A 17,785-nucleotide genomic window follows, 5' to 3' on the forward strand; every position below is an offset into this window, starting at 1 on the left:
GGTGTTGTAGCTAAAATCTTTGCATAAGATTTGACGAACCACTAGTAAAAAGGGCATCATTTGATGCCCTTTTTCTGCGCTAAAAAAAGAGTTGGATGTTTTGACATCGATTTTTGCTCTTAGCAAAGAATTAAACGGTCTTTTTGACTAAAATGACTGTTAGATGTGTTGTTTTGCAACGCAAAGGAATGTGCCCTGCAACAGCGGGGTTATTGTCGTCTATATTTAAGACTTATCACAGGTTGGTTTTATGAAAGCAAACGCTGAAACTCCTGATAGCTCAGGTGCAGCAGATACAATGAAGTGGATTGTCGCTTTTGTTCTGTTGGCTGCTGCTGTTGTGGGTAATTACCTGTATGGTGAATTGTCTGTTGTAATTCGCGCTGCAGGTGTAGTTGTGCTGATTGCTGCCGCACTAGGCGTTGCAGCAACAACAACTAAAGGTAAAGCTGCGATCGATTTTGCAAAAGAATCTCGTATGGAGATTCGTAAAGTTGTTTGGCCTACTCGCCAAGAAACTATGCAAACTACATTGATCGTTTTAGCTGTATGTATTGTTATGTCTCTAGTGCTTTGGGGAATTGACGGCATTATGGTCCGTCTAGTTTCTCTAGCAACTGGGGTGTAGAGGGTTCTGATTCATGAGTGAAGCTCCAAAAAAACGTTGGTATGTAGTTCAAGCCTTTTCTGGCTTTGAAGGTCGTGTTGCACAGTCGCTACGCGAGCATATTAAAATGCACAACATGGAAGAACTATTTGGCGATGTGCTAGTACCTACTGAAGAAGTAGTGGAAATGCGTGCAGGCCAACGCCGTAAAAGTGAACGTAAATTCTTCCCTGGCTACGTATTAGTTCAAATGATCATGAATGATGAATCATGGCACTTAGTACGCAGCATTCCGCGTGTTATGGGCTTCATTGGTGGTACCTCTGATCGTCCTGCACCAATCACTGATAAAGAAGCTGATGCTATCTTGAACCGTCTAGAGAAAGCGAGCGAGTCTCCACGTCCTAAGACAATGTTCGAAGCGGGTGAAGTGGTTCGTGTGAACGATGGTCCATTTGCTGACTTCAACGGTACTGTTGAAGAAGTAGATTACGAGAAAAGCCGCATTAAGGTATCTGTATCGATCTTTGGTCGTGCAACACCGGTTGAGCTTGAATTTGGTCAGGTTGAAAAACTGGACTAAAACTCTAAGTTTTGAACAAGCTGTGGATAAATACTTCATAAGTTGTTAAAAATAAAAGAGTATAAAAAATCACCTTTTTAGGGTTGTTAAAGGCGCGAATTATGATTATAATTTCGCGCCTTTTTGCTTCTGTAGAAGTGAAAAAGAGTTAATTGAATTTATGGGGAGCTCGCCTTGCGGCTAGCGCATGTACCCAAAATATTAGGAAATATCATGGCTAAGAAAGTTGAAGCTTATATCAAACTGCAAGTTGCAGCTGGTATGGCAAACCCAAGTCCACCGGTTGGTCCTGCTCTAGGTCAACACGGCGTGAACATCATGGAATTCTGTAAAGCGTTCAACGCAAAAACAGAATCTGTTGAGAAAGGTCTACCTACTCCAGTAGTTATTACTGTTTACAACGACCGTTCTTTCACGTTCGTAACTAAGACTCCACCTGCTGCTGTTCTTCTTAAGAAAGCTGCTGGCGTTAAGTCTGGTTCAGGTCGTCCAAACACTGAGAAAGTTGGTACTGTTACTGACGCTCAAGTTCAGGAAATCGCAGAAACTAAAGCTGCTGATATGACTGGTGCTGACATCGAAGCAATGAAACGTTCTATTGCTGGTACTGCTCGTTCAATGGGCCTAGTGGTAGAGGGATAAGATCATGGCTAAACTTACTAAGCGTATGCGCGTAATCCGCGACAAAGTTGACTCAACTAAAGAATACGAAATCAGCGAAGCTGTTGCTCTTCTTAAAGAACTAGCGACTGCTAAATTCGTTGAGTCTGTAGATGTTGCTGTTAACCTAGGCATCGATGCTCGTAAATCTGACCAAAACGTTCGTGGCGCAACAGTGCTACCTCACGGTACTGGCCGTGACATCCGCGTTGCTGTTTTCACTCAAGGTGCAAACGCAGAAGCTGCTAAAGCTGCTGGCGCAGATATCGTTGGTATGGAAGATCTTGCTGAGCAAGTGAAAAAAGGCGAAATGAACTTCGACGTAGTTGTTGCTTCTCCAGATGCAATGCGTGTTGTTGGTCAACTAGGTACAATCCTAGGTCCACGCGGCCTTATGCCAAACCCTAAAGTTGGTACTGTAACTCCTAACGTTGCTGAAGCGGTTAAGAACGCTAAAGCTGGTCAGGTTCGTTACCGTAACGACAAGAACGGCATCATCCACACTACTATCGGTAAAGCATCTTTCGAAGCTAACCAGCTTCAAGAGAACCTAGAAGCACTTCTAGTTGCTCTTAAGAAAGCTAAGCCTTCTTCAGCTAAGGGTTCTTACCTGAAGAAAGTAAGCATCTCTACTACGATGGGTGCTGGTGTTGCTGTTGATCAAGCTAGTCTTGATACTCAAGCAAACTAATTTGCTTAGGCGCAGATTTAGTGTATACTTCTGCGCCTAATATTTGTGGTTGGGTGGTTTTAAAGCAATTTGAAATCATCTATCCCAAGACCGTAGGCGCTGTCGATTTTCATTAGATTATTGATAGCTTAATAAAACCTACGTAGGCGATGTTGTGGTTTGAAGTGGATTTATTCATTTTTAAATAACATCGTAAACGCTCAATACATTTTGTATTGGGTGCTGTAATCACAACCAGAGGTTAATCCAAATGGCTTTAAATCTTCAAGACAAAAAAGCAATTGTTGCTGAAGTCAACGAAGCTGCCAGTGGTGCACTTTCTGCAGTTGTAGCTGATTCTCGTGGCGTTGAAGTTGGCGCAATGACTTCTCTACGTAAACAAGCTCGCGAAGCGGGTGTTTACATGAAAGTTGTTCGTAACACACTAGCACGCCGTGCGGTTCAGGGTACAGACTACGAGTGTCTAGTAGACACTTTCACTGGTCCAACTCTGATCGCGTTCTCTAACGAGCACCCAGGTGCTGCAGCGCGTCTTTTCAAAGACTTCGCTAAAGAGAACAAAGATTTCGAGATCAAAGCTGCTGCATTTGAAGGCGCAGTTACTGATGCTGAAGTACTAGCGACACTACCAACTTACGACGAAGCTATCGCACGCCTAATGATGTGCATGAAAGAAGCTTCTGCTGGCAAGCTGGTTCGTACTATCGCTGCACTACGTGACCAAAAAGAAGAAGCAGCGGCTTAAGCCTTGCTTTTCACTGGTTGCAAATTAAACTTATTGTTGACTTAAAAGAGAATTGTTATGTCTATTACTAACGAGCAAATCCTAGACGCAGTTGCAGAAATGTCTGTAATGCAAGTTGTTGAGCTTATCGAAGCTATGGAAGAGAAATTCGGCGTTTCAGCTGCAGCTGCAGTTGTAGCTGGTGGCGCAGCTGGCGGCGACGCTGCTGCTGAGCAAACTGAATTCGACGTTATCCTAACTGCTGCTGGCGCTAACAAAGTACAAGTTATCAAAGCTGTACGTGGCGCAACTGGCCTAGGTCTTAAAGAAGCTAAAGGTCTTGTAGACTCAGCTCCTGCAGCGCTTAAAGAAGGCGTTGACAAAGCTGAAGCTGAAGCTCTTAAAGCACAGCTAGAAGAAGCTGGCGCTTCTGTTGAAATCAAGTAATTATTACTTAATTTCATAGCCGCAAGGCTAATGGCTGGTGGTTTATTAACCACCGGCCTTTTTGCGCTGTAGGGCTATGACGAAATTTCCGCTGTTTAACCGTCATAATCCGAGCAAAAAAACAGTCATTTTTTCGAAATGATTGTTCACTACCACTAAACAGCTGTTTGTCACCACCCCCTCTGAAGAGTGTTTTGGGTGGTTTGGGTCACTTATCAGCGAGCTGAGGAACCCCATGGTTTACTCTTATACCGAGAAAAAGCGCATCCGTAAGGATTTTGGTACTCGTCCACAAGTTTTGGACATTCCATACCTGTTATCGATCCAGCTTGATTCTTTCGACAAATTCATCGAACAGGATCCAGAAGGTCAATACGGTCTTGAAGCTGCTTTCCGTTCTGTATTTCCAATTCAGAGCTACAACGGCAATTCTGAGCTGCAATACGTTAGCTACCGTCTTGGTGAGCCAGTTTTTGACGTTAAAGAATGTCAAATCCGCGGTGTTACTTACTCAAAGCCACTACGCGTAAAACTACGTCTAGTTATCTTTGATCGAGATGCACCAGCAGGTACTGTAAAAGACATTAAAGAACAAGAAGTCTACATGGGCGAAATTCCGCTTATGACAGACAATGGTACTTTCGTAATTAATGGTACCGAGAGGGTTATCGTATCCCAGCTGCACCGAAGCCCAGGCGTGTTCTTCGACAGTGATAAGGGTAAGACCCACTCATCAGGTAAAGTTCTTTATAACGCACGTGTAATTCCTTACCGTGGCTCATGGTTAGACTTTGAGTTCGATCCTAAGGATAACTTATTCGTACGTATCGACCGTCGTCGTAAGCTACCAGCATCGATTATTCTTCGTGCACTTGGTAAATCGACCGAAGAGATCCTAGATCTGTTCTTCGACAAAGTGAACTTCGAAGTTAAAGACCAAACTCTTCTTATGGAGTTGGTTCCTGATCGTCTACGTGGTGAAACTGCGTCATTCGACATCGAAGCAAACGGCAAAACTTACGTTGAGACTGGTCGTCGTGTTACTGCTCGTCATATCCGTCAACTTGAAAAAGATGGCGTTGAGCACATCGAAGTACCAGTAGAGTACATCGTTGGTAAAGTTGCATCTAAAGATTACATCAATGAAGCAACTGGCGAGATCATCGTTGGCGCGAACCAAGAGATTAGCCTAGAAGCACTTGCTAACCTGTCTCAAGCAGGTCACAAGGCTCTACAAACTCTGTTCACGAATGACCTAGATCACGGTCCATTCATGTCAGACACTCTACGTGCAGATAGCACAGTAGATCGCATCTCTGCATTGGTAGAAATCTACCGCATGATGCGTCCTGGCGAGCCACCAACGAAAGAAGCTGCAGAGTCTCTATTCGAAAGCCTATTCTTCTCTGAAGAACGTTACGACCTATCAACTGTAGGCCGTATGAAGTTCAACAGCTCTATCGAGCGTGAAGAAGAAGAAGAGCGCGGTACTCTGGATGAATCAGACATCATCGAAGTGATGAAGAAACTGATTGGTATCCGTAACGGTATTGGTGAAGTGGACGATATCGACCACCTTGGCAACCGTCGTATCCGTTCTGTAGGTGAAATGGCAGAAAACCAATTCCGTGTTGGTCTAGTTCGTGTAGAACGTGCCGTTAAAGAGCGCCTAAGCCTTGGTGACCTTGATGCAATCATGCCTCAAGATCTTATCAACGCTAAGCCGATCTCTGCTGCAGTTAAAGAATTCTTTGGCTCTTCACAGCTTTCACAGTTCATGGACCAAAACAACCCATTGTCAGAAGTTACGCACAAACGTCGTATCTCTGCTTTAGGTCCTGGTGGTCTTACTCGTGAGCGCGCAGGCTTCGAAGTACGTGACGTTCACGTAACTCACTACGGTCGTCTATGTCCGATCGAAACGCCTGAAGGTCCAAACATCGGTCTAATTAACTCACTATCTGCGTTTGCACGTTGTAACGATTACGGTTTCCTAGAAACTCCGTACCGTCGTGTAGTAGATGGTGTAGTAACAGAAGAAGTTGATTACCTGTCTGCAATCCAGGAAGGTCAATTCGTAATCGCGCAAGCAAACACCATTCTTACTGAAGAAGGTACGTTTGCAGATGAGCTAATCACAGCTCGTCAAAAAGGTGAATCTGGTCTTCACCCACGCGATCACGTTGACTACATGGACGTTGCGACAAACCAAGTAGTATCTATCGCTGCTTCGCTTATCCCGTTCCTAGAACACGATGATGCGAACCGTGCATTGATGGGTGCCAACATGCAACGTCAAGCTGTACCAACACTTAAGGCTGATAAGCCTCTAGTAGGTACTGGTATCGAACGTAACATCGCAGTTGACTCTGGTGTTACAGCGGTTGCTAAACGTGGTGGTCAAGTTCAGTCTGTAGACGCTTCTCGTATCGTAGTTAAGGTTAACGAAGATGAATTGGTACCTGGCGAAGCTGGTATCGATATCTACAACCTAACTAAGTACACGCGTTCGAACCAAAACACATGTATTAACCAACGTCCAACTGTACTTCCTGGTGAACCAGTTGCACGTGGCGATGTTCTTGCTGATGGTCCTTCAACAGACCTTGGTGAACTAGCTCTTGGCCAAAACATGCGTATCGCATTCATGCCTTGGAACGGTTACAACTTCGAAGACTCGATCTTAGTATCTGAGCGCGTAGTTCAAGAAGACCGTTTCACGACAATCCACATCCAAGAACTATCTTGTGTGGCTCGTGATACTAAGCTGGGTTCTGAAGAGATCACAGCTGATATTCCAAACGTAGGTGAGTCTGCTCTGTCTAAACTAGACGAGTCAGGTATCGTTTACATTGGTGCTGAAGTTAAGGGTGGCGACATCCTAGTTGGTAAAGTAACCCCTAAAGGTGAAACTCAACTGACTCCTGAAGAGAAGCTACTACGTGCTATCTTCGGTGAGAAAGCATCTGATGTTAAAGATACTTCTCTACGTGTACCAAACTCTGTTTCGGGTACTATCATCGATGTACAAGTCTTCACTCGCGATGGCGTAGAGAAAGACAAGCGTGCACTTGAAATCGAACAGATGCAGCTTAAAGAAGCTAAGAAAGACCTAACTGAAGAGTTCCAAATTCTTGAGGGTGGCCTTCTTAACCGTGTTAAAGCTGTACTTCTGTCTGGTGGTTACTCTGAAGCTAAGCTTGATACTATCGGTCGTAAGCAATGGCTAGAGCAAGTTCTAGAAGACGATGCGCTACAAACACAGCTTGAGCAACTTGCTGAGCAGTGGGATGAGCTAAAAGCAGACTTCGATAAGAAGTTTGAAACTAAGCGTCGTAAAATCACTCAAGGTGATGATCTAGCGCCTGGCGTTCTTAAGATTGTTAAAGTTTACCTAGCGGTTAAACGTCGTATCCAGCCTGGTGATAAGATGGCCGGTCGTCACGGTAACAAAGGTGTAATCTCTAAGATTAACCCTGTTGAAGACATGCCATACGATGAGAAAGGTCAGCCTGTAGACATCGTACTTAACCCGCTGGGTGTACCATCGCGTATGAACATCGGTCAGATCCTAGAAGTTCACTTAGGTTTGGCTGCGAAAGGTATCGGTGACAAGATCAACCAAATGGTTAAGGAACAACAAGAACTGCATAAGTTCCGTGAGTTCCTACAGAAGGTTTACGATCTTGGTGATACTCGTCAGAAAGTTGATATTGCTGAACTGTCTGATGATCAAGTTCGTACACTGATCAAGAACCTACGTGGCGGTCTACCGATTGCTACTCCTGTGTTCGACGGTGCTTCTGAGTCTCTAATCAAAGAACTACTTAAACTGGGTGATCTGCCAGAATCTGGTCAGCTTAAACTGTTTGATGGTCGTACTGGTGATTCGTTTGAGCGTCCTGTAACTGTTGGTTACATGTACATGCTGAAACTGAACCACTTGGTTGATGACAAGATGCATGCTCGTTCAACTGGTTCTTACAGCCTAGTAACTCAGCAACCACTTGGTGGTAAAGCTCAGTTCGGTGGTCAGCGTTTCGGTGAGATGGAAGTATGGGCACTAGAAGCATACGGTGCTGCATATACTCTACAAGAAATGCTAACAGTTAAGTCGGATGACGTTAACGGACGTACTAAGATGTATAAGAACATCGTAGACGGTAACCATAGCATGGAACCTGGTATGCCTGAGTCGTTCAACGTACTGTTGAAAGAGATTCGCTCGCTAGGTATCAACATCGAGCTAGAAGACGAAGAGTAATCCCTCCTCTTTTTTAAAAGAAGATAGGATTATTTGGTAAAAGGGAGCTTGCTACAGCAGTGAGCTCCTTTAACTCCTTACAGGAGCTGAATGTGAAAGACTTATTAAACTTTCTAAAAGCACAGCATAAGACCGAAGAATTTGATGCAATCAAAATCGGTCTATCTTCACCAGACATGATCCGTTCATGGTCTTTTGGTGAAGTTAAAAAGCCGGAAACAATTAACTATCGTACGTTCAAACCTGAACGTGATGGTCTGTTCTGTGCACGTATTTTTGGTCCAGTTAAAGACTACGAATGTCTTTGTGGCAAATACAAGCGCCTGAAGCACCGTGGTGTTATCTGTGAGAAGTGTGGCGTTGAAGTTACACAAACTAAAGTTCGTCGTGACCGCATGGGCCACATCGAGCTAGCTTCACCAGTTGCTCACATCTGGTTCCTAAAATCACTACCGTCTCGTATCGGTCTACTAATGGATATCCCTCTACGTGATATCGAACGTGTTCTTTACTTCGAGATGTACGTAGTAACTGAACCAGGTATGACTGATCTAGAAAAATCTCAGATGCTTACTGAAGAAGAGTATCTGGATCGTCTAGAAGAGTGGGGTGACGAATTCACTGCTAAGATGGGTGCTGAAGCGATCAAAGATCTGCTTGCAACAATGGACCTTCATCAAGAAGTGGAAGAAATGCGCGAAGAGTTAGAAACAACTAACTCAGAAACTAAGCGTAAAAAAGTTACTAAGCGCCTGAAGCTAGTTGAAGCGTTCATTGCATCGGGTAACGATCCGCAATGGATGATTCTGACTGTACTTCCGGTTCTGCCGCCAGATCTACGTCCTCTAGTACCACTAGATGGCGGTCGTTTTGCGACTTCAGATCTGAACGACCTTTACCGTCGTGTGATCAACCGTAACAACCGTTTGAAGCGTCTTCTAGAGCTAGCTGCTCCGGACATCATCGTACGTAACGAAAAGCGTATGCTGCAAGAGTCTGTTGATGCACTTCTAGATAACGGTCGTCGTGGTCGTGCTATCACTGGCTCTAACAAGCGTCCTCTTAAATCTCTTGCTGATATGATCAAGGGTAAACAAGGTCGTTTCCGTCAGAACCTTCTAGGTAAACGTGTAGACTACTCTGGCCGTTCTGTAATCACAGTAGGTCCATACCTTCGTCTACATCAGTGTGGTCTTCCTAAGAAGATGGCACTTGAGCTATTTAAGCCGTTCATCTACAGCAAGCTAGAAACTCGTGGCATGGCTACGACAATCAAAGCTGCTAAGAAGATGGTAGAGCGCGAAGAAGCTATCGTTTGGGATATCCTAGACGAAGTAATCCGCGAACACCCAGTACTGCTTAACCGTGCACCTACACTTCACCGTCTAGGTATCCAAGCGTTTGAACCAGTACTAATCGAAGGTAAAGCGATTCAGCTTCACCCACTAGTGTGTGCGGCATACAACGCCGACTTCGATGGTGACCAAATGGCGGTGCACGTGCCTCTAACTCTAGAAGCACAGCTTGAAGCACGTACACTGATGATGTCGACGAATAACATTCTGTCGCCAGCGTCAGGTGATCCGATCATCGTACCTTCTCAGGACGTTGTATTGGGTCTTTACTACATGACACGTGACAAGATCAACGTGAAAGGCGAAGGTATGTACCTTGCTGGCCCTGCTGAGGCTGAAAAGGCATACCGTACTAAGACTGCTGAGCTACACGCTCGCGTTAAAGTACGTATCACCGAAACTGTAGTAGACGAAGATGGTAACAGCACTACTGAAACGAAGATGGTTGATACAACTGTCGGCCGTGCAATGCTATGGCAAATCGTTCCAGCTGGCCTACCGTACAGCATCGTTAACCAAAAGTTAGGTAAGAAGCAGATCTCTACTCTTCTTAACGAGTGTTACCGTAAGCTTGGTCTAAAAGATACAGTAGTATTTGCTGACCAAATCATGTACGCAGGTTTTGCATACGCTGCACTTTCTGGTGTTTCTGTAGGTATCGACGATATGGTTGTACCTCAAGCGAAATACGATGAAATTGAATCTGCTGAAGAAGAAGTTCGCGAAATCCAAGAGCAATTCCAATCTGGTCTTGTTACTGCGGGTGAGCGTTACAACAAAGTTATCGATATCTGGGCATCTACGAATGACCGCGTTGCGAAAGCAATGATGGATAACCTATCTTCTGAAACAGTTATCAACCGTGACGGCGAAGAAGAACAGCAAGAATCGTTCAACAGCATCTACATGATGGCCGACTCGGGCGCACGTGGTTCTGCAGCTCAGATTCGTCAGCTAGCAGGTATGCGTGGTCTGATGGCGCGTCCAGATGGTTCAATCATCGAAACGCCGATCACAGCGAACTTTAAAGAAGGTCTAAACGTCCTTCAGTACTTTATCTCAACGCACGGTGCTCGTAAGGGTCTTGCGGATACAGCACTGAAAACAGCAAACTCGGGTTACCTAACTCGTCGTCTAGTAGACGTTGCTCAAGACGTTGTAGTACACGAACATGACTGTGGCACGCATGAAGGTATCGACATGATGCCTCACATCGAAGGTGGTGACGTTAAAGTTGCACTTTCTGAGCTTGCTCTAGGTCGTGTAGTAGCTGAAGACGTTCTTAAGCCTGGTACTGAAGATGTACTGATTCCACGTAATACTCTGATTGATGAGAAGTGGTGTCAAATCATGGAAGACAACTCAGTAGATAGCATGAAAGTGCGCTCTGTTGTTACCTGTGATGCAGACTTCGGTTGTTGTGCACAGTGTTACGGTCGTGACCTAGCACGTGGTCACCTAGTGAACCAAGGTGAAGCAGTTGGTGTTATCGCTGCACAATCTATCGGTGAACCGGGTACACAGCTAACGATGCGTACGTTCCACATCGGTGGTGCGGCATCTACTGCAGCAGCAGAGAACAGCATCCAAGCTAAGACAACTGGTACTGTGAAACTTCACAATGCTAAGTTCGTAGTTAACAAAGATAAGAAACTGGTTATCACTTCTCGTGCATCTGAGATGACGATTATTGATGAATTCGGCCGTACTAAAGAGAAGCACAAACTTCCTTACGGTTCGATGCTAACCAAAGGCGACAACGCAGCAGTTACTGCTGGTGAAGTTGTAGCTAACTGGGAAGCGCATACCATGCCAATCATCACTGAAGTGGCAGGTCGTATCCAATTCGTAGATATGATCGATGGTATTACAGTTTCTCGTCAAACTGACGATCTAACGGGTCTTTCTTCAAGTGAAGTTACAGACGCAGCAGCTCGCCCAGCAGCAGGTAAAGATATGCGTCCAGCTATCAAACTTGTTGATGAGCAAGGTAACGACGTAATGATCCCTGGTACAGAGATGCCAGCTCACTACTTCCTACCTGGCAAAGCGATTGTAAACATCGAAGATGGCGCTGAAGTTGGCATTGGTGACACACTATCTCGTATCCCTCAAAAATCGAGCGGAAACAAAGATATCACCGGTGGTCTACCACGCGTAGCTGACCTATTCGAAGCTCGTAAGCCTAAAGAGCCTGCGATCCTTGCTGAGCACACAGGTACTGTGTCTTTCGGTAAAGAAACGAAAGGTAAGCGTCGTCTAGTAATCACTCGTGAAGGCGGTGACGCTTACGAAGAGATGATTCCTAAGCATCGTCAATTGAACGTGTTCGAAGGTGAGAAGATTGAACGTGGTGATGTAATCGCCGACGGTCCTGAAACTCCACACGATATCCTGCGTCTACGTGGTATCCACGCAGTAACTCAGTACATCGCGAACGAAGTTCAAGAAGTTTACCGCTTACAAGGCGTAAAGATTAACGATAAGCACATCGAGACTATCGTTCGTCAAATGCTACGTAAGTGTACAATCACTCATTCTGGTGACTCTCCGTTCCTACCTGGCGAACAAGTTGAGTACCACAATGTTAAGATTGCTAACCGTAAGCTAGAAGCTGAAGGTAAAGAACTAGTACGTTTCGAACGTGATCTACTAGGTATTACTAAAGCATCTCTTGCAACTGAGTCATTCATCTCAGCTGCATCGTTCCAAGAAACGACTCGCGTACTAACAGAAGCTGCGGTTTCTGGTAAGCGTGATGACCTTCGCGGTCTGAAAGAGAACGTAATTGTTGGTCGTCTGATCCCAGCTGGTACTGGTTTCGCATACCACCAAGAGCGTCAAAAACAACGTGAAGAAGAGCAAGAAGGTCCTTCAGCTGAACAAGCTACTGACAATCTAGCAGCACTTCTAAACGCTGGTTTCTCTTCAGAAGAGTAAGCTCTACGAGTAGTCTCTAAGAGATAAGAAAAAGGCACCTTCGGGTGCCTTTTTTGTATCTGGCGTATTGGTATTTAGCTATGACTTATAAAGTGATAGGTGTGCTTATCTAGCTGGTGAGGTTGGATTTATGTCCTGAAGAGTGCTCTTTGAGGCCAGTAAGATAAAGGGTAGAGATGACTAGGCTGATTAGGGCTGTAACCATATGCTTATGGCTAAAGGTCAGGGCGAGCGAGTAAGCTCTGTCTGAAAGGTTCTGGGTAGTTTGGATAACCTTACAGACAAAACAAAAAGCTTGCACAGAGGCAAGCTTGTTAAGGATTCGGCTAACTAAGCGCCTGGTGGAATCGCTAAACTGTCTGCAATAAGCTGGATAAGATTATCTTCTACTTCAAAACGTAGTTCGAGTAGTTCACCTACTTTGGACATATCTCCTTCGAAGTTAGGCAACTCATCGTCTGCATTTACTTTAACGTACTTATCATTGAACTCTAGAAGCGGCTCGGTTGTAAGTACGATCTTCGCGTAAGTTGTATCAATCTCGTCATTGGTTTTAAAGCCTGTTGCTTGCCATTTCTTCATGACCATATCGTAGATCTTAAAATGGCCTTCTGAGATATAATCGACAACATGATCGCAGAATGAGCTTATTTCTTTAGGAGAAGGGAGTTCAACAACGTTTGATTGCCCGTTGCTAGCTGGCTGCAAGGCACCTAGCTTGCAATATTCGACGATGAGAGCTTGTCGAGTTTCGAGCCAATGATCGATGACCTCGCTTGAGCCACCCCATTGTTCTTGTATTTGTTTAAATTTATTTAGCATGACCATGTCCTCATGATCTGATCACAACCTTGTGATCATTGAAATTGCCTAAGCAGGGTCCGTTTATCGATATCTACTAAAAGTAATAGCTTGAAATATTCTCTGCCACAACTCTAGTATGAAATTAGATTGCCAGTAAAATGAACGAACTGCAAGCAATGAGGCATAGGGATGTTAAAAAAAAGTGATAACAAAATGACAGAGCAAGCTTATTGGTGCGTCGTTTCTGGTAGTGATATTTGGGTTAATAATGATCAGTTTCCGTTTGGCTCTGCTGAAGAGCTAGGGCTGAGTGTGGAGCATGCAATCTGTATTGGTCAGCATCAAGGTCGCAAGGTGTATTGGCTCAACGATTGTGATGTGGAGAATGAGCTGAGCATGGTCAGCCTAAGAGAGTTACTACACTGGCCCGAAGAGAGTTTCTTGACTGCAAGCAAAGCCATCCAATATGGGCATATGACTCAAAGTATGCGTTTTTGCCCTCAGTGTGGTGGTCGAAATCATCTCAATCATAACCAGGTGGCGATGCAGTGTGGAGATTGCCGCACGCTTCACTACCCCCGTATCTTCCCGTGCATCATTGTCGCTGTACGAAACGACAACAAGATATTGCTTGCTCAGCACCCAAGACATAAAACAGGCATGTATACCGTGATAGCGGGCTTCCTAGAGGTCGGAGAAACCTTAGAGCAGTGTGTGGCAAGAGAAGTCAAAGAAGAAACGGGTATCGATGTCGATAATATTCGTTATTTTGGCAGCCAGCCATGGGCGTTTCCATCAAGTATGATGATGGGCTTTCTCGCAGATTATGCTGGTGGTACGCTTAAGCCAGATTACAGCGAGCTATCGGATGCTCAATGGTTTGACGTAACAAGCCTACCTGATGTTGCTCCTGTTGGAACCATTGCGAGACAGTTGATTGAGAAAACCGTTGATGACGTGATGAAAGATGGTGTGACGGAGCAGATGCTAGAGCACTAATTTGCCTGTAATAGTATTTGGCCTATGGGTGGTCAAAAGCTAAAAAAAACCCTCCACAAGTGGAGGGGGTAAGTAAGATGTCGTTATGAGATGCTGAGTAGTGACTACTCAGATGTTATAATTGTAATTTTCGCTAGCGAACAAATTTTTAACATGCTCCCGTAATTGGGTGCAAATTAAGCATTGATTTAAAAGTTAATAACTTGATCTAGGTTGCAAAGCACACAGCTTTTACCCTTCAATCAGTGTTAGAATACTTGCCATCAAAACTAGACAAGATTGAATTGGAATTTAACGGAATGACCGAATTAAAAAACGATCGCTATTTACGCGCACTTTTAAAACAGCCTGTTGATTACACACCGGTATGGATGATGCGCCAAGCTGGCCGCTATCTTCCTGAGTACAAAGCAACGCGCGCTGAAGCGGGCGATTTCATGTCTTTGTGCAAAAACGCGGAACTGGCATCCGAAGTAACACTTCAACCTTTACGTCGTTTCCCGCTTGATGCGGCAATCTTGTTCTCAGACATCCTAACTATCCCTGATGCAATGGGCTTAGGTTTGTACTTTGAAACAGGTGAAGGCCCTAAATTTGAGCGTCCTATCACGTGTAAAGCTGACGTAGAGAAGATTGGCCTACCAGATCCAGAAGGTGAGCTTCAATACGTAATGAATGCCGTTCGTCAGATCCGTAAAGACCTGAAAGGCGAAGTGCCACTGATTGGTTTCTCTGGTAGCCCATGGACTCTAGCGACATACATGGTTGAAGGTGGAAGCTCTAAAGCATTCACTAAGATCAAGAAGATGATGTACGCAGAACCACAAACGCTGCACCTGCTTCTAGACAAGCTGGCTGACAGTGTTATCGAATACTTGAACGCGCAAATTAAAGCGGGTGCTCAATCGGTAATGGTATTTGATACATGGGGTGGTGTACTGACTCCTCGTGACTACAACCTATTCTCACTGCAATACATGCACAAAATCGTTGATGGCCTAATCCGTGAAAACGAAGGTCGCCGTGTACCGGTTACTCTGTTCACTAAGAACGGCGGCATGTGGCTTGAGTCTATCGCAGCAACAGGTTGTGATGCGGTTGGTCTAGACTGGACAATCAACATCGCAGATGCAAAAGCTCGCATCGGCGACAAAGTTGCTCTGCAAGGTAACATGGATCCTTCAATGCTTTACGCTCAACCTGAACGTATTCGCGAAGAAGTGGGCAGCATCCTTGAAGGCTTCGGTGACGGTGGTACAGGTCATGTATTTAACCTAGGCCACGGTATCCACTTAGATGTACCGCCAGAGAATGCTGGTGTATTCGTTGACGCTGTTCACGAATTGTCTAAGCCTTACCACAAGTAATTCTGAGTAAGATTATTGAAAGCGCTGTTGGGAAACCAACAGCGCTTTTTTATTGTCTGAAATTGGCATTTGATGGCGGTTTAATCTTGTTGTGTGCAGTTAATTAGGTATTTGGATCATGGTAGGCCAAATGCTTAGAAATGTGTTTCCTGATATAAGGAATGACTTCACTTTCAAACCAAGGGTTCTTCTTGAGCCAGATATTATTGCGTGGCGAAGGGTGGGGTAATGGCAAAAACTCAGGCGCCCACCTTTGCCAATCACGCACGGTTTCGGTCAATGTGCTGGTGGTTTTGTTTGTTAGGTAATGGTTTTGTGCGTACTGGCCAATCAGCAGTGTCATTTGAACATTGGGTAGAGATTGCAGCACTTTGTTGTGCCAAAGCTCCGCGCACTCTTTGCGTGGTGGGAGATCACCACTTTTCCCTTTCCCCGGATAACAAAACCCCATAGGCACAATCGCGACTTTTTGCTCGTCGTAAAAAGTATCGCTATCTATCCCTAACCATCCTCTTAATCGTTCGCCACTGGCGTCATTCCAAGGGATGGACGACTCATGCACCTTGATACCCGGCGATTGACCTATTATCAGCAAGCGCGCGTTTGGATGCGCTTGAATCACCGGGTTGGCACCGTGTGATAGGTGAGGCTCACAAGCTCGGCATTGTCGAATCTCTTTAAGTAACGAAGAGGACATCAGTAACCTTTATCAAAATCGATGACATGATTAAGTGTAAAGCCATCTCGCCACTGTTTGTAATTCTCTGCGAAGATCTCGACTACTTGTCTTGGCTCACTGAGTGCAGCGATGTGTGGAGTGATGGTGACTTGCGGTAGTTTCCAGAAAGGATGTTCCTGAGAGAGGGGTTCACTTTCAAACACATCTAAAAATGCGTGTTCTACCCATCTGTTTTTTATGGCGAGCAACAAGGCTTTATTGTCGATGCTTTCCCCTCGACCGACATTAAACAGCAACACATTAGAGCAGTAACCTAACGTGGTTTGGTTCAACAGCTGATAGGTTTCAGCGGTTGATGGCAAGGTGTTGACCACAATATCGGCCTGCTTAAGGGCAGCCTCTATCTCATTGATGTGGAAAGTCTCTTTAAAGGTTTCTTGTTTGGATGGGATGCCGGTACGGTTGACACCTATGGTATGAATACCAAAAGCCGCCGCGGTTTTTGCTAAATGACTGCCGATTGAACCTGTTCCTAAAATCACCATAGTTTTGTCAGTTAGGCTAGTATAAAGCTGTGGCTGCCAGTTTCGTTGTTGTTGATGCTGGTGGTAATGAGGGAAGTGTCTACAGTGACTGATTGTGTAACCCAATACGTATTCTGCGATAGCCGGACCAAAGATGCCTTTGACGTTGGTTAGCGTATAGTCCTGACGCAGATCTGGCTGAGTGAGTTTATTGATTCCGGCATAGGTACTCTGTACCCAGTCTAGCTCTTTAAACTCGCCGAGGCGCTCTGCGATTAGAGGTGGTGACGCCAAGACAATCTGTGCTGATTCGGGGTTTTGAGTGATTTCTAGGTCGGGTAAATCCTGGTTTAGAATCAGTTGCGTATAGGTATCGTCATGCTCAGTAAGAATATAGAGCTTATTCGTAAAATTGTTCATCGGCTTACCTTTTCCCCCCAGGGTTTATCAAGTACACTTTCGCTGTCTTTTTCTGCAATTATTGAGTGACTATGCTTCAGAATCCACTGCAGGTTCGTCTTGAAAAGTTAGAACCTTGGCAACAAATTACCTTTATGGCGTGTCTATGTGAGCGTATGTACCCTAACTATGCCATGTTTTGTGAGAATACAGAATTTGCGGAAGCTCGAATCTATCGTGATGTTTTGGATAGCATTTGGGAAATCCTGACGGTTAAAACAGCAAAGGTGAACTTTGAGCGTCAACTTGAGAAGGTTGAAGAGCTATTCCCTAGCGGTGATGATTTTGATTTTTATGGTGTTTACCCAGCAATGGACGCATGCCAAGGCCTAGCAGCGCTAATTCATGGTCTGCTTGACCGTGAACATATGTTGGAGGCGGTAATTAAAGTGAGTCAACAATCGGTGAAGACGGTTGCTGAGCTTGAGTTTGCTCAAGGCGCTGAAGAAGTGACGAACGAAAACCAGAAAGAAAACGAAGCGGTGTGTGAAGAGTGGGACGTTCAGTGGGCCATTTTCCGACCTCTACGTGAAACGACTGAGCGTGACTTAGAGCTGATCAAAGACCTACGCCACGAACTGCGTGAAGACCCAGTCAGTAACATTGGTGTTGCGCTATAATTCGCAATTGCACCAAGGTACGAATAAAAACAAAGGCTCCCTAGGGCTGTCTCTTGATCACA

The 17,785-nt window shown here is 45.0% G+C and carries 14 protein-coding genes; 11 read left to right on the top strand and 3 right to left on the bottom strand.

The genetic code is table 11. The features are described 5' to 3' along the window. The first annotated feature begins 250 nt into the window (after positions 1–250). The 8 genes from secE (at position 251) to rpoC (ending at position 12,271) form a co-directional block, all read left to right on the top strand. Complete coding sequence (gene secE, locus AB4583_RS21055) at positions 251–628, top strand: preprotein translocase subunit SecE (RefSeq protein WP_010435558.1); 378 nt, start codon at positions 251–253, stop codon at positions 626–628. 13 nt (positions 629–641) lie between these two features. After that, a complete protein-coding gene (gene nusG, locus AB4583_RS21060; RefSeq protein WP_010435556.1) occupies positions 642–1,190 on the top strand; it encodes a transcription termination/antitermination protein NusG in 549 nt (182 codons plus the stop codon). 213 nt (positions 1,191–1,403) lie between these two features. Continuing rightward, positions 1,404–1,832 carry a 50S ribosomal protein L11 gene (rplK, locus tag AB4583_RS21065; RefSeq protein ID WP_010435555.1) on the top strand — a complete coding sequence of 143 codons (429 nt, stop codon included), beginning with the start codon at positions 1,404–1,406 and terminating at the stop codon, positions 1,830–1,832. A 4-nt stretch (positions 1,833–1,836) separates the two neighbouring features. Beyond that, positions 1,837–2,541, top strand: coding sequence for a 50S ribosomal protein L1 (gene rplA, locus AB4583_RS21070; RefSeq protein ID WP_017063651.1), 705 nt, complete (start codon positions 1,837–1,839; stop codon positions 2,539–2,541). Positions 2,542–2,791: 250 nt separating this feature from the next. Continuing rightward, positions 2,792–3,286: a 50S ribosomal protein L10 gene (rplJ, locus tag AB4583_RS21075; RefSeq protein ID WP_017060524.1), complete on the top strand. Its 495-nt coding sequence runs from the start codon at positions 2,792–2,794 to the stop codon at positions 3,284–3,286. Between the two features lie 57 nt (positions 3,287–3,343). Further along, on the top strand, positions 3,344–3,712 hold the full coding sequence (gene rplL, locus AB4583_RS21080) for a 50S ribosomal protein L7/L12 (RefSeq protein ID WP_017060525.1): 369 nt from the start codon (positions 3,344–3,346) through the stop codon (positions 3,710–3,712). A 235-nt stretch (positions 3,713–3,947) separates the two neighbouring features. Continuing rightward, entirely contained in the window at positions 3,948–7,976 is a 4,029-nt protein-coding gene (rpoB, locus tag AB4583_RS21085; protein ID WP_017060526.1) for a DNA-directed RNA polymerase subunit beta, read from the top strand. 92 nt (positions 7,977–8,068) lie between these two features. After that, positions 8,069–12,271, top strand: a complete 4,203-nt coding sequence (gene rpoC, locus AB4583_RS21090) for a DNA-directed RNA polymerase subunit beta' (RefSeq protein ID WP_017068865.1) — start codon at positions 8,069–8,071, stop codon at positions 12,269–12,271. Positions 12,272–12,601: 330 nt separating this feature from the next. On the opposite strand, the gene rsd is transcribed toward rpoC, so the two are convergent. Continuing rightward, positions 12,602–13,099, bottom strand: a complete 498-nt coding sequence (gene rsd, locus AB4583_RS21095; RefSeq protein ID WP_372119241.1) for a sigma D regulator — start codon at positions 13,097–13,099, stop codon at positions 12,602–12,604. A gap of 165 nt (positions 13,100–13,264) precedes the next feature. Between rsd and nudC the strand changes: the two genes are divergently transcribed. Both nudC and hemE read left to right on the top strand, forming a co-directional pair. Then, the gene (gene nudC / locus AB4583_RS21100) at positions 13,265–14,074 is read left to right on the top strand and encodes an NAD(+) diphosphatase (RefSeq protein ID WP_017068864.1); all 810 of its coding nucleotides are present in this window, start codon (positions 13,265–13,267) and stop codon (positions 14,072–14,074) included. Positions 14,075–14,373: 299 nt separating this feature from the next. Next, positions 14,374–15,441, top strand: coding sequence for a uroporphyrinogen decarboxylase (hemE, locus tag AB4583_RS21105; protein ID WP_017060530.1), 1,068 nt, complete (start codon positions 14,374–14,376; stop codon positions 15,439–15,441). Between the two features lie 103 nt (positions 15,442–15,544). Here the strand turns inward: hemE and AB4583_RS21110 are convergent, their stop codons facing one another. Both AB4583_RS21110 and AB4583_RS21115 read right to left on the bottom strand, forming a co-directional pair. Continuing rightward, positions 15,545–16,138, bottom strand: a complete 594-nt coding sequence (locus AB4583_RS21110) for a uracil-DNA glycosylase family protein (protein ID WP_372119245.1) — start codon at positions 16,136–16,138, stop codon at positions 15,545–15,547. Then, positions 16,138–17,064: a D-2-hydroxyacid dehydrogenase gene (locus tag AB4583_RS21115; RefSeq protein WP_050647076.1), complete on the bottom strand. Its 927-nt coding sequence runs from the start codon at positions 17,062–17,064 to the stop codon at positions 16,138–16,140. The genes AB4583_RS21110 and AB4583_RS21115 overlap by 1 nt, the downstream gene beginning before the upstream one ends. Positions 17,065–17,135: 71 nt before the next feature. Here AB4583_RS21115 and AB4583_RS21120 point away from each other — a divergent pair, with 71 nt between their 5' ends. Further along, the gene (locus AB4583_RS21120) at positions 17,136–17,723 is read left to right on the top strand and encodes a YjaG family protein (protein ID WP_372119248.1); all 588 of its coding nucleotides are present in this window, start codon (positions 17,136–17,138) and stop codon (positions 17,721–17,723) included. The last annotated feature ends 62 nt before the right edge of the window (positions 17,724–17,785 follow it).

Source organism: Vibrio sp. 10N.222.49.C12 (assembly GCF_041475025.1).
GTDB lineage: Bacteria > Pseudomonadota > Gammaproteobacteria > Enterobacterales > Vibrionaceae > Vibrio > Vibrio crassostreae_C.